This window comes from Streptomyces sp. NPDC088747 (assembly GCF_044751025.1).
Lineage (GTDB): Bacteria > Actinomycetota > Actinomycetes > Streptomycetales > Streptomycetaceae > Streptomyces.
Window position 1 is genome coordinate 234,144 of sequence record NZ_JBIVKZ010000006.1, and the last position, 12,937, is coordinate 247,080.

General features: G+C 73.6%; 10 protein-coding genes and 1 pseudogene. 5 read left to right on the forward strand and 6 right to left on the reverse strand.

Going from position 1 to position 12,937, the window contains the following annotated elements:
• From ACIP79_RS16800 to ACIP79_RS16815, 4 genes and pseudogenes are all read right to left on the reverse strand, one after another.
• A complete protein-coding gene (locus ACIP79_RS16800; RefSeq protein ID WP_401223811.1) occupies positions 1–1,347 on the reverse strand; it encodes an AAA domain-containing protein in 1,347 nt (448 codons plus the stop codon).
• Positions 1,344–2,939, reverse strand: coding sequence for a hypothetical protein (locus ACIP79_RS16805; RefSeq protein WP_401223814.1), 1,596 nt, complete (start codon positions 2,937–2,939; stop codon positions 1,344–1,346). The genes ACIP79_RS16800 and ACIP79_RS16805 overlap by 4 nt, the downstream gene beginning before the upstream one ends.
• Before the next feature lie 356 nt (positions 2,940–3,295).
• Positions 3,296–4,402, reverse strand: a pseudogene (locus tag ACIP79_RS16810) (hypothetical protein); the annotation flags it as partial.
• Complete coding sequence (locus ACIP79_RS16815) at positions 4,353–5,402, reverse strand: phosphatase PAP2 family protein (RefSeq protein ID WP_401224279.1); 1,050 nt, start codon at positions 5,400–5,402, stop codon at positions 4,353–4,355. The pseudogene ACIP79_RS16810 and the gene ACIP79_RS16815, both read right to left, overlap by 50 nt.
• Positions 5,403–5,691: 289 nt before the next feature.
• Between ACIP79_RS16815 and ACIP79_RS16820 the strand changes: the two genes are divergently transcribed.
• On the forward strand, positions 5,692–6,288 hold the full coding sequence (locus tag ACIP79_RS16820) for a histidine phosphatase family protein (protein WP_401223816.1): 597 nt from the start codon (positions 5,692–5,694) through the stop codon (positions 6,286–6,288).
• Between the two features lie 34 nt (positions 6,289–6,322).
• On the opposite strand, the gene ACIP79_RS16825 is transcribed toward ACIP79_RS16820, so the two are convergent.
• Positions 6,323–7,831, reverse strand: coding sequence for a hypothetical protein (locus tag ACIP79_RS16825; RefSeq protein WP_401223817.1), 1,509 nt, complete (start codon positions 7,829–7,831; stop codon positions 6,323–6,325).
• Between the two features lie 286 nt (positions 7,832–8,117).
• Between ACIP79_RS16825 and ACIP79_RS16830 the strand changes: the two genes are divergently transcribed.
• Together ACIP79_RS16830 and ACIP79_RS16835 are read left to right on the forward strand one after the other, a co-directional pair.
• Positions 8,118–8,570 carry a hypothetical protein gene (locus ACIP79_RS16830; protein WP_401223818.1) on the forward strand — a complete coding sequence of 151 codons (453 nt, stop codon included), beginning with the start codon at positions 8,118–8,120 and terminating at the stop codon, positions 8,568–8,570.
• Positions 8,571–9,093: 523 nt separating this feature from the next.
• Entirely contained in the window at positions 9,094–9,993 is a 900-nt protein-coding gene (locus ACIP79_RS16835) for a spermidine synthase (protein ID WP_401223821.1), read from the forward strand.
• An 84-nt stretch (positions 9,994–10,077) separates the two neighbouring features.
• On the opposite strand, the gene ACIP79_RS16840 is transcribed toward ACIP79_RS16835, so the two are convergent.
• Positions 10,078–10,626 carry a hypothetical protein gene (locus tag ACIP79_RS16840; RefSeq protein WP_401223823.1) on the reverse strand — a complete coding sequence of 183 codons (549 nt, stop codon included), beginning with the start codon at positions 10,624–10,626 and terminating at the stop codon, positions 10,078–10,080.
• Between the two features lie 187 nt (positions 10,627–10,813).
• On the opposite strand from ACIP79_RS16840, the gene ACIP79_RS16845 reads away from it, so the two are divergent.
• The gene (locus ACIP79_RS16845) at positions 10,814–11,503 is read left to right on the forward strand and encodes a response regulator transcription factor (RefSeq protein ID WP_383683475.1); all 690 of its coding nucleotides are present in this window, start codon (positions 10,814–10,816) and stop codon (positions 11,501–11,503) included.
• A 31-nt stretch (positions 11,504–11,534) separates the two neighbouring features.
• On the forward strand, positions 11,535–12,911 hold the full coding sequence (locus tag ACIP79_RS16850; protein ID WP_401223826.1) for a sensor histidine kinase: 1,377 nt from the start codon (positions 11,535–11,537) through the stop codon (positions 12,909–12,911).
• The last annotated feature ends 26 nt before the right edge of the window (positions 12,912–12,937 follow it).

Genomic DNA, 12,937 nt, shown 5'->3' on the forward strand with positions numbered 1-12,937 from the left:
CTAAGGCCGCCAGGCCACTCGATGCTTCCCCAGGTGGGACAACACCGAGTGGTTGGCCTCCCAGCCATCGGGAAACTTGACGGTGACGCCCAGCTGAACCGGTTCCGTGGAGGGATGCGCGTCCAGCAGGTCCGTCACCCCCGCCCGGCACACCACGACGCACGCGTGCCGGTGCCGGGAGGCCAGTACGCACAGGCGGCCCGTCTCCAGATGGAACGCCGTCGCGTCGGGCCGCCCCGACAGCGGATGCAGGACCACCGTCACGTCGAACTCCCGCCCCTGAAGGCGGTTCGCGGTGTCGACGGTGACGTCCGTGACCCCGAGCCCGGCCAGCGCGGCCCGCACCGCGGCGGCCTGGTCCCGGTGTGCCGTGCCGACGGCGATCCGGTCGGCCGTCAGCGGCACCGGCTCGGGGGACCGCTCCGAGGTGGCCGCGCCACCCCGGTCAAGGAGCCGGCGGACGACCTGGGCCACCGCCCTCACCGCCTCCGGATCCGTACGTGGCGTGTGCCGGGCCGGCAGCTCCAGCAGCCCCCAACCCGCCTCCGCCGCCTCGTCGATGACCCGGTCAGGACCCGAACCGTCGGACGGGACACCGAAGTCGAGCCGCCGGTCGCCGTGGTCCGTGCCGCTGTGGAACGGCGTGTACGGGTAGAACGCGTCCGAGACCAGCGGCGCCGCGGACGCGGGCAGCCGCCAGGACACCGGCAGTCGGTGCTGCGGAAGCTCGGGGTTGAGTGCGAGCAGGGTCGTCACGGCGGAGGCCGACGGGTCGTACGACAGGCCCGCCCACTGTTCCGAGCCCACGATCGCGAACGGGTCCAACTGCCCCGGGTCGCCCACGAACAGCGCCCGCTCGAAGAGGCCCGCGACGGCCAGCAGCGCGTCCGAACGCATCTGGTACGCCTCGTCGACGATCGCGTGCCGCCACGGCTCGACGCCCTTGACGTGCGCCCACTTCGCGGCGGTCGAGATCACGACGTCGAGGCCCCCGAGGTCGGCCGCCTTCGCGGACTTGCGGACGTTCTCCAGGCCGTCGAGCGCCTTGTCGTACGGGTCGGGGTCGCTGCTGTGCAGCCGTCCGACAGGCAGCCCGGGGTTCTTCTCTGCGAGCCGCAGCACCAGGTCGTCGACCTGCGCGTTGGTCTGCGCGATGACCATCAACGGGCGCCCCGCGGAGGCCAGTTCGAGCGCCGCGCGGACGACGAGCGTGGACTTGCCCGCGCCGGGCGGGGAGTCGACCACGACTCCGCGGTGGGTGCCGTGCAGCGTGTCGTGCAGGATCGCGTCGGTGGCCCTGGTGGCGGCCGCGCCCGGATCGAAGCCGGTGTCCGTCAGGGCTGTCACAGCACGTCCTCCTCGGTCACCGGGTCGGCCGGGGGCACGGCACCGGCCTCGCCCGGCGGTCCGCCGTGCGTCCACGGCGTGTCCTCCGGGTCGGGCAGCTTGGCCCCGCCGCGCTGCTCGTGTTCGAAGAGCGTGAAGCAGACGAGGTCGCCCTTCTCCGGCACGGACCCGGCCTCCGGTTCCTTGCCGCGCCCCATCTTGTCGACCACCCGCAGGACGACCAGGGCGCCGTCCTCCTCCGCCGCGACGAACTCCGCCGCCTGCGGTCTGCCCCCCGACGACCGGTACACCTTCGTCCGCTCGCCCAACTGCGGCCGGTCGTCCGTCCGTACAGTGACCAGCGGGCGCGGGCTCGGCCGCTTGCCCTCGCTGTACGCCATGACGACATCGGTGACCTCACCGGCGAAGGCCTCGCCGCCGAGCCGCCGGCCGGCCATCACGAGCGGGTCGTCCAGGGCCTCCTGGGCTTCCAGACGGGCCTGTTCGCGCTCGCGGGTGGCCAGTTTGTTCGCCGCGGTGACCGCGTCGTCGCGGCGCGGCTGCGGGGGTTCGCCCGCGGTGACCCGGTCTCGGTGGCCGGTGAACGACCAGCGGTCGCGGGTCCACCGGTCGGCGGCGTGGGTGCCCTCGGGCAGTGCCCGCAGCAGGTCGAGGCCGTGCCACACGGCGTCCCAGGTGGGCCGCGTGACGCTCTCCACCAGGGCGTGGATCTCCCTTTCGGCGGCGGTGAGGTCACCGAGCCGGTCGTCCGCCTCGATACCGTCCTCGGCGGTGGCGAGTGCGGTGCGCGCGCGGTCGTAGCGCTCGATGGCGGGGGCCAGCAGCCTGTTGTCGAAGGCCGGGTCCGTGGCGGGTCCGGCGGGCGGGCACAGGAGCTGCCCCCGGGGGTCCCGCAGCAACTCGGCACGCAGCGCGGCCTCGGCGCCCGACGTGCCGTCCTCCGGGTCGATCCAGGCGAGCAGCGCTCCCAGGTGCTGGTCCTCCAGACTGCTCTGTCCGGTGGCCCAGTGCCGCGAGAGCACGTCGGTGAGGGCGAGCAGCAGCGCCGATCCCGGCACCCGGGCCCGCTCCCCGAAGTGCGTCATCCACCGCCCGAGCAGGGGCACCCGGGGCGGCGCCGGATAGGGCTCCTCCGGCTCCTGCTCGGCCGTGCGCCGAAACCGCATGGAGCGCCCGAGCAGTCGTACGAAGTCGATGCCCGAGCGGCTCGGGACGATCAACTGCGGGGCGTCCGCGCACAGTTCGACCTCGACCTTGACGCGCTTGCCGGTCTCCGGGTCGGTTTCGCTGCGCTCGGCGGCCTCGACGGCGTCGGCGTAGGAGTCGATGTAGGGCAGCACGACGTCCGCGAGCTCGGCGAGGAACGCGAACCGCAGGTCGCGGTCCCGTGGCTGCGGCACGACGAGCAGCCGGGGCGCGTCCCGCTCGGTACCGACAAGCGCCCCGAGCGGGGCCCCGGCCTCCCCGGCGGTGATCAGCGGCACGAACACCAGGGGCCGGTCGGCGAGATGCCGGTGCCGCACGGTGGCGACGGGCTGGGCCCGGCCACTGCCGACGGCTTCGAGACGCGCGAGGGTGGCGATCAGCGACATTCGACACCCTTCTGGGCTTCGGGGGGCTGGGGTGCCGGTGCCGGTGCCGGTGGCCGGGCTTCCGGGGTCCAGGGTGCCGGGGGTGGGGCTGTCGGGGTCCGGGGTGCCGGGGGCGGGGCTGTCGAAGGCCTGGTTTCCGCCGACGGGGTTTCCGGCGACCGGCCTTCCGCCGACGGGGTTTCCGTTGGCCGGACTTGCGTCGGCCGGGCCTCCGTCGGCCGGGCCTCCGTCGGCCGGGCCTCCGACGGTTGGGTCCCCGAGGGCCGGGTTTCCGGTACTTGGGTTCCAGGCACCTGGGCTTCAGGCGACGGGGTATCCGGCAGCCGGGTTTCCGGCGGGCGGGGTGCCGGCGGGCGGGAAGCCAGTGCCTCCGCCCGTAGCTGCGCGGCCCTGCGCAGGGCCGCGACCGCCGGGTCGGCCGGATCCCCGGCGTCGCCGTGGGCCGCGGCCAGCACGTCGTCCACTGTCGTCAGCCCGCCGAGCTCGGCCCGCAGGGAGCGGCCCAGGGACGTCACCGCGCCCTGCGCGCGGGAACGGTCCCGGCAGTGGAAGGCCAGCTCGCAGGCGGCCAGGCACTCGGGGGCGTAGGTCGCGGGGACGGACTCGACCGCGGCTGTCAGGTCGCCTGCCGGGAGGCCGGGGGCGAAACAGGTGCCCTCGGGGAGGGCGTCGGCGATGTCCTCGATCCGGGGGAGGCGGGCGAGCTGGCGGCGGGTGACCGCGCGCTGCTTGCGGACGTCGACGGCGGACGCGGTCGGGAGGTTCGAGAAGTCCTTGGGGCAGACCAGCAGGATCCGCCGGCGGACCTCGGGCGCCGGGTCCAGGCGGGCGGCGATCTCCTCCAGCGCCAGGACGTAGACGGCGGACTGGCGGGCGGCGGCGCCCACCTTCGCCGGGTCCGCCGAACCGTCCAGCATGGGGAAGGACTTGATCTCGACGACGGTCCAGCCGCCGTCGGGGTGCACGACCACCGCGTCGGGTTCGAGGAAGGCGGGGGAGCCCGCCACGTCGAGGGCGACCATGGGGTGGTCGAGCAGGGTCCAGGCGCCGGCCGCGGTCGCCTCGCGCAGGGCGAGCGCGGTGCGGGCCGCCCGCCCCTCGGGGCCGACCGCCGAGAGATCCGGCACCCGCCCGGCGGCGGGCGGTTCGGCACCGGGGTCCAGCTTCTCGTGCACGAGGCGGAGCAGCTCCGCGCCCCCGTCGGCCTTCACCCGGGCCTCGAACGCGTTGCCCCGCATGAAGGCGAACTGCGACTGGCCGAAACCGGACGGGGAGCCCAGCCCTTCCGCCAGCTTCGCCTTGTCGACCCCCGCGCCGTCCAGGAGGGCCCGCCGATCGCACCCGGGGTTCGCCGCGAGCGCCGCGAGGGCCCGCGCGTCCAGGGCTTTGGGGGCTACTTCCGGGCCGCGCAGGTCAGCGAGCCGCTGCCGCAGCACCGTCCCCCGCGTCCGTGGGGGCGGCACCGGGCTCGGCTCCCGGACCGGTTCGGGACTCGCGCTGTCGGGGGAATCGTTCACCCGTGGAAGTCTGGCACCCCGCACTGACAATTGAGGAACCTGCGCCGCGTGAGGTGCCCGAGGCGCGGGCGATCCGGGCGCCGGAGACCCGCCCGAACCGGGTGTCCACGACCTGGGCGACACGCGCGCCCAGCACGGTCCTGACGCGGTCCGCGCTCCGCATCACATACGGGGTCAGCAGCAGCCCGGCGCCCATCACCGCGGCGCCCGCGACGGCGTCGAGGAGATAGTGGTTCGCGGTGCCCATCACGACGATCGTGGTGATCAGCGGATACGCGATGCCCGCGGCCCTGGCCAGCGGCGTGCGGCCGTACTTCCAGAGGATCACTCCGCACCACAGGGCCCAGCCCACGTGCAGGCTCGGCATCGCCGCGTACTGGTTCGTCATGCCGCCCAGGCCGCGCGGCGCGCTCGCCTCGCCCGCCCACCAGCCGTAGTCGCTGTACTGGGCCATGGTGTCGACGAAGCCGTGGCTCGCGTCGAGCAGCCGGGGCGGACAGGTGGGCAGCAGCGTGAAGCCGATCAGCCCGATGAAGGTGGAGGTCATGAGCCAGGTGCGGGCCGCGCGGTAGCGCACGGCGCGGGACCTGAAGAGCCAGATCAGGATCGCGGGCGTGACCAGGTAGTGCAGCGACGCGTACCAGAAGTCGGCGGGTACGCCGAGCCAGGCCTCGCGGGTGAAGAGGCGGTTCAGCGGGTGCTCGGCGTTCAGCCGCAGCGCCTTCTCGATGCGCAGGATCTCCAGGCCGTGGTCGACGGCCCCGGCCTCGCTGCCCCGGGCGAGCAGCCGGCCCGCGGAGTAGGACGCGTACACCAGCAGGAGCAGCGGGAGCTCGGTCCACCAGCGGAGCCGGGCCTGCGACGCCCTGGAACTACGCAGCTCGGTCCACCGGCGAAGCCGGGCGCGTGGTGCCGCCTCGGCGCGCGGTGCATCGGTCTGCGGCATCCGATCGCCCTCCCCCATCTGCTTGCGGTGACCCGACAGTCCGCGCGGTTCGCCGACGTCGGGGCCCCGCTCAGTCTGCACACGACGATCCGTGGCCACATTCGATTTTACGGTGTATGTGAACTCCCCGAACGGGCGCCCTCGGTCGTCAAAGACGCAGAGATCGCCCGCGGGGTTGCCCAGATCGGGTGTGAGCGATGATGGGAGGACCGATTCCCGCGCACCGGATCGACCCGCACCGCACACCTGAATGACCCATTCCCCACACCTGTCGGAAAGGCATCTCTCCATGGCACCGCGCATCCTGCTGGCCCGGCACGGACAGACGGAATGGTCGCTGTCCGGCAAGCACACCGGCAGGACGGACATCCCGCTCCTCGAGGAGGGCAGGCGCGGCGCCAAGCTCCTCGGCGAGCGGTTGCACCGGGCTCCCTTCGACGGACTGGACGGCGTCGAGGTGCGCACCAGTCCGCTGGCACGCGCGCGTGAGACGTGCGAACTCGCCGGGTTCGGCGACCGCGCGACCGCCTGGGACCCGCTCATGGAGTGGGACTACGGCGCGTACGAGGGCATGACCCCGGCGGAGATCCAGGCGGTCCGGCCGGGCTGGCTCATCTGGCGGGACGGCGTCCCCGGGGGCGAGACCCTGGAACAGGTGTCCGCGCGCGCGGATGAGGCCGTGGCCTGGGCCCGGGAAGCCGACCGCGACGTTCTGGTCTTCGCCCACGGACACATCCTGCGCTCGATAGGCGCCCGCTGGCTGGGCCTCCCGATCGACTTCGCGTCCCGCGTCCGGCTCAGCCCGACCTCGCTCTCGGTGCTCGGCTGGGCCTACGGCGAGCCCGCGATCGAGGCCTGGAACGACTGCGGACACCTGACCTCGTAGCCGCCGCGCCCCCGCTCGACGCCGACGGCACTCCTCACGCCGTGCGCGGCAGTGCCGCGTGCCGGTCCAGGAACGCGGAGACGCCCGAGGCCCGCCGGTGCGGCAGCAGCACCCGTGCCGTTCCGGCCAGCATGGTCTGGATGCGGGAGGACTGGACCTCGTTCAGGAGGTCCAGGACGCGCATTCCGGCGACGGCGGCCTCGTCCGGGTGGCCGCCGCGCGCGAGGTCGTCGGCGAGTTCGGCGGTGTAGAGGGCCAGGTTGCGGGTGAAGTGCGGGTCCTGGAGGGCCGCCGCCCGGCGTGCGTGGCGGGCGGCCCGGTGCCAGTCGCCCAGCGTCGACCAGCACTGCGCCTCCAGACCCTCCAGTTCGGCCTCTCCGTAGAAGCTCATCCACTCGGGGTCCGAGTCCGAGGGGCCCCGTTCAAAGAGGGCCTGCGCGCGGGCCAGTGCCTGTTCGCAGCCCGCCCGGTCGGCGAGTCCCGCCCAGCCGCCCGCCTCACGCAGCGCGAGCAGCGAGAGCAGGCGGGGGGAGCCGAGGTGCCGCGCGGCGCGCTGTGCGGCCTGTGCCGCGCGGACCGCCTCGCGGGGGCGGCCCGCGTCGCGCGCGAGGAACGCCGTGTTGCAGAAGGCGTGCGCCTCCAGGCCCGGGTCGCCGGACATCCGCGAGGTCGCGAGGGCCTCGGCGTAGTGCGAGCGCGCGTCGTCGAAGCGCCCCGAGTCGTGCGCCAGCCAGCCCACCGAGATGGCCAGTTCACCCGCCCCCGCGTACAGCCGGTCGGCGGTCGCCCGCCGGGTGGTGCCCGCGTCGAGCAGTTCGAACGCGGTGCGCAGGGGCGCCGCGGCCCGCCGGTACAGGCCGTCGGCCCCGTGCCGGTCGTCGAGCAGCCGGATCTTGCGTACGGCCTCTTCGAGGGCGCCGGCCTCGGACGTTCCCGCCCGGTGGACGCGCCGGTCGGCGGCCGCGGCGGGGAAGCCGAGGGCGACCCCGAGGGGCACCATTGAGGCGGCCGCCACGGTGGCGGTGCCTCCCGTCATGAATGCGCGACGCTGCACGTCGCTCTCCTCGTTGTTCTGTTCGTGGTTCCCGTACGGATCGTGCGGGTCGTACGAGTGGCACGGATCGTGCGGGTCATGCATGTGGAGCGGGTGGTTCTGGACTTCATACGTTTCGCACGCCCCTTCCGGTTCATGTGGGGCGTGTGAAGGGCTCGCGGACTGGGCGGGGAGCGCGTCGTCCGCGTCACGCGCCCCGCGCCCGCGTACCGATGAGCGGGGCGCGAAGCCCAGGTCGGTGAGCGTGCGGCCGGGGAACATGTGCAGGAACACCCGCTCGTACGCGTAGTTGGGACAGCGGATCTCACCTGCCTCGACGCGCCCGATGTAGCGCGCGTCGCAGCTGACCCGCTCGTCGATCTCGCGCGCGGCCCGCCGCACCGCCGCGGCGAACTCGCCGGGCGAGCGCTGCGCGCGCAGCCGCCGGAAGGCGAGGTTCGGCCGCGATGGCCTGGGGGGCTGGGACGAGGTCACCGTTGACGACGCCATGGGCGGGCCCTCTCTTGCGAACCGTCGAACCGTGCCGGTTTCAGGGCGGGTTACCCGGGTTGTGCCCTATGGGTACCAATGCGTCCGGCGGGGCAAGAACGTACCTGCTGTGACGGTGCCCGTACGCTGGGTTTGGCTACAAACCGGATATCTCATCCACGATCTGCCATGAACTGCCATCCTTTGCGGCGGCATTACGCCGTAGCCGTTGACGTTCTGGCGCGTTGAACCCGGTGGACCGGGAGCCACCCGAACTCCCGACCCGCTCGTCAGGAGGAGGGGTTCCGTGTTGGAGGCCGGGATGGAGACCAGGCAGACCACCGAGTTCCGCACGTCGCTGTCGACCGCGCAGCACCGTCCATCGCCGGAGTGCAGCGCCGCGCCGGAGCCGGTCGCCGACTGCGACCTGGTGACGGTGCCCGCGCGGCAGGGCCTGGAGGCGGTCGACATCCTGCGTCGTGGCTGCGGCGACGCCGTCGGACCCGTGATCCACGACGACGGCTGCGACACCCTCGGCTTCCTGGTGCCCTCCGGCACCGCGGACGCCTGGGACGTGCCGGGCAGCACCTGTACGCACACCAACGGCCGCGGCCTGAGGCTGGCCCCCGAACCCCCCGTAGAGGGTTCGGACTGGCTCCTCCCACCCGGCGACGCCGACCTCGCCACCGACCCGGCGGTACTGCGGGCAGCCCTCGACGAGGCAGCACGCCTCATCGAGGCGGCAGACAACTGCCGCTGACCGACCGGACAAAGCCCGCGGCGACCTCGACGACCTCGACGACCTCGACGACCTCGGCGGCCGGTCCGCCGGGCAGGCTCCCGGCGATCTCCGCCGGTGGGGCCTCGGACGGGGTCCCGGCAATCCGCGGCGGATGGGACGCCGGGCGGGGTTTCGGCGGTTCGCGGGGCTTGGGCTTCGGGTGAATCCGTGGCGATGGGCGGGGCTGAGTCGCCGGACAGGGTCGCGGCAATCCCGGCGGTCGGTCGGTCCGCCGGACTCGTTGCCGGCGATCTCCGCCGGTGGGATACCGGGCGGGGTTTCGGCGGTTCGCGAGGCCGGGCTGCCGGACGTAGCCCTGGTGGCCCGCGAAGTTGGGCCGGACGGCGGGCTCGCGGTGACCTTGGCAGCAGGTCCGCCGGACATGATCCCGGCGATTCGCGCCGGTGGGGCCCCGGACGGGGTTCCGGCGATCCGCGGCGGCGGACCCCCGGGCAACCCCCGCCGCTGGGCCGACCCGCCCCCGCGCCCGGATAATGGCGGGATGGCAAGGGCGAGGAACAAGCGGTCCGGCGACGGGCGTGATGGGCGGGGCGCGCGGCGTGGGCAGGGGGGCGAGGCCGTGGTCGAGGCGGTCGACGGCGGGCTCGCCGAACTGATGCCCGACCGGGACCGGGCGCGCGCCTGGACCCTGTTGATCGACGGCGCCCCGCAGTCGCACGTCGACCTCGACCACCCCGGCTACCTGAACTTCGAGTACCAGCGCCGCCTCGGACACGTCATCGACCTCGCGGCCCCGCCCGGCAAGCCCGTGCACGCCGTACACCTCGGCGGCGGCGCCCTCACCCTCGCCCGCTACACCGCGGCGACCCGCCCCCGCTCCACCCAGCAGGTCGTCGAACGCGACGCGGCCCTCGTCCAACTGGTCCGCCGGGAGCTGCCGTTGGACCCCGGTGCCCGCATCCGGGTGCGCTCGGTGGACGCGCGCGAAGGGCTCACGAAGGTGCCGGACGGCTGGGCGGACCTGGTGATCGCGGACGTGTTCAGCGGGGCACGCACGCCGGCCCACCTCACCTCGGTCGAGTTCCTCACCGACGTCCGCAGGGCCCTCGGGCCCGACGGCCTGTACGCCGCCAACCTCGCCGACGGCCCGCCGCTCGCGCACCTGCGCGGCCAGATCGCCACCGCGGCGGCCGTCTTCCCCGAACTCGCGCTGATCGCCGACCCGACGGTGCTGCGCGGCAAACGCTTCGGCAACGCCGTCCTCGTCGGCTCCGCCCAGCCCCTCCCGCTGGCCGAACTGACCCGCCGGGCGGCCTCCGACCCGCACCCCGGACGGGTCGAACACGGCAGGGAACTCGCCGACTTCACCGGTGGCGCGACTCCGGTCACGGACGCGGTGGCGGTGGCCTCACCCGCGCCGCCGCCGTCGGTCTTCCGCTGAACCGCCCCGCGACGCCCAGCACATGCCGACCGGCAGGCACCTCAGTACGGGCCCGATCAGTACGGTCCGATCAGTACGAGCCGATCAGTACGTGCCGACCTGCACCCGCGGCGCGCTGTCGTGCCAGGTGCAGAACACCGACACCCGGTCCGCGCCCGAGGCGAACTCCACCCGGATCCACGTCTCCGTCTTCCACACCTGCATCGACCAGCCCGAGCCAGGGGTCGCCGACACCAGCGTCGCGGACGTCGTGCCGAGCGCGAACACCGCCCGGCCGCCCTCGGTGTCGTAGCTCTTGACCTGAGCGGACGAGTCGGCGGACGAGTTGGCGGAAGAAGCGACGGAGGAGGGGGACGGTGAGGGGCCGGTGCCGGACGTCTTCGAGGGGGTCGGGCTCGGCGAAGGGCTCCGCGGCGCCCTGCTCGACGGGCTGTTCGACGGCCTGGCCCGCTCCGTGGAGGAGGCGAGCGGCTTCGACTCCTGAGTCGTCGCGTCACCCGCCTTGATGGGCAGGGCGCGCGGCGGGTCGTACGCCGTCCCCGTCATCACGCTGTGGACACCCCACCACGACAGCGTGACCGCCGCGCCCGTGGCGAGCGACCACGCGAGTACGTGTACGAGTCCTCTGCGCATCGCGGCCATACTGCCTCACGACCGCCTCACCCGTCCCACGGGTGTCACGCTCACCCGTCCCGCGGGCGTCACCGCTTCCCGCACGGGCGGGCCTCCGTGAGCTCGTCCACAGCCGACTCGGGTGGAGTCGTACCGAGTTATCCACAGGCAGCGGAGCGGCTCGCCCGGATGGCGTACGGTCCTGCCCATGGCAAGTGTGCTCGTGGTCGAGGACGACCAGTTCGTACGCTCAGCCCTCATCCGGCATCTGACCGAGGCCGCGCACACCGTGCGCAGCGTCGGCACCGCTCTTGAGGCGCTGCGCGAGGTCGCCCATTTCTCCTTCGACGTCGTGATCCTCGATCTCGGTCTGCCCGATCTGGACGGGGCCGAGGCGCTCAAGATGCTGCGCGGAATCACCGACGTGCCGGTGATCATCGCCACCGCGCGGGACGACGAGGCGGAGATCGTCCGGCTGTTGAACGACGGCGCGGACGACTATCTGACCAAGCCGTTCTCGGTCGAGCACCTGTCGGCACGGATGGCGGCCGTCCTGCGCCGCGCCCGGGTGTCCCCGGGGGACGCGCCTCCGTCGTCGGTCATCCGCGTCGGCGGCCTCGCCATCGACCCGCTGCGCCGCCAGGCCGAACTGGACGGCGTACGACTGGATCTCACCCGGCGTGAGTTCGACCTGCTCGCCTTCCTCGCCGGGCGCCCCGGTGTCGTCGTGGCGCGCAAGGAACTGCTGGCCGAGGTGTGGCAGCAGGCCTACGGCGACGACCAGACGATCGACGTCCATCTGTCGTGGCTGCGCCGCAAGTTGGGCGAGACGGCGGCCCGGCCGCGCTATCTGCACACCCTGCGGGGTGTCGGCGTGAAGCTGGAGCCGCCGCTATGAGGCGCGCGCCGGCCACCGGGGGGTGGGTGTCATGAGGTGGGCGCTGGTCAAGGTGTGCGTGGCGGTGACCACGATGGTCGTGGTGGCCTTCGCGGTGCCGCTCGGACTCGTCATCAAAGAGATGGCCAGGGACCGGGCGTTCTCCAACGCCGAGCGGGAGGCCGCGGCGATCGCGCCCGCGCTCTCCATCACCACCGACCGGGCCGAGCTGGAGCGGGTCGTCGCCTCCGCGGGCTCCGACCAGGGCATGGCCGTGCACATACCGGCCGCCGAAAGCACGGCCGCGGTCGAGATAGGCAAGCAGCGCGCCCTCGACGAGGACATCTCCACCACCCGGAGACTGGGCCGCGCCTCCACCACGGAGGTCCCCGGCGGCTCCACCCTGCTCCAGCCGGTCGCGCTGAGCTCGGGCGAGATCGCCGTCGTCGAGGTGTACGTCCCCGAGGCCGAGGTCAGCAACGGCATCGACACGGCCTGGGCGGTGCTCGCCGCGGTCGGCGTCGCGCTCATCGTCGGCTCGGTCGCGGTGGCCGACCGGCTGGGCGTCCGCATGGTGCGGCCCGCCCAGCGACTGGTCGAGGGCGCCCACGAGTTGGGGGAAGGCAAGCTGGGCGCGCGGGTGCCCGAGGAAGGGCCGACCGAACTGCGCCTCGCTGCCGTCGCGTTCAACTCGATGGCCGACCAGGTCGTACAACTGCTGGCGAACGAAAGGGAGTTGGCCGCCGATCTATCGCACCGGCTGCGCACGCCGTTGACCGTGCTGCGGCTCAACACGGCCTCGCTCGGCGACGGACCGGCCGCCGAGCAGACCAGGGCGGCCGTCGCGCAGTTGGAGCGCGAGGTCGACACGATCATCCGGACGGCCCGTGAGGCCAAGCCGCAGACGGTGGCGATAGGCGTCGTCGCCGGGTGCGACGCGTCCGAGGTCGTACGGGAGCGGATGGACTTCTGGTCGGCGCTCGCGGAGGACGAGGGCCGCAAGGTGCGCGTCGCGGGCGTGGACCGCCCGGTACGCATACCGGTCGCCCGCGCCGACCTGGTGGCCGCCCTCGACGCCCTGCTCGGCAACGTCTTCCGGCACACCGCGGAGGGCACCGCCTTCGCGGTCGACGTGCACAACGGCGAGGACGCCGTGATCGTGCTGGTGTCGGACGCCGGCCCCGGGATCGTGGACCCGGAGGCGGCGATGGCACGCGGGCGGGGCTCCGGGAGCGAGGGCTCGACGGGGCTCGGCCTGGACATCGTGCGACGGCTCGCCGAGTCGACGGGCGGGGACGTCCGCATAGGGTCGTCCGTGCTCGGCGGGACGGAGGTGCGGATCTGGATCCAACTGGACGGGCGGGCGCCGGTCCGGCGGGGGCACCGGGGATCCGTACGGCGTCGTCGGCGCGGCGTGGGCGTGGGTTGACGCCCGAAGGCTGACGCCCGACCGGG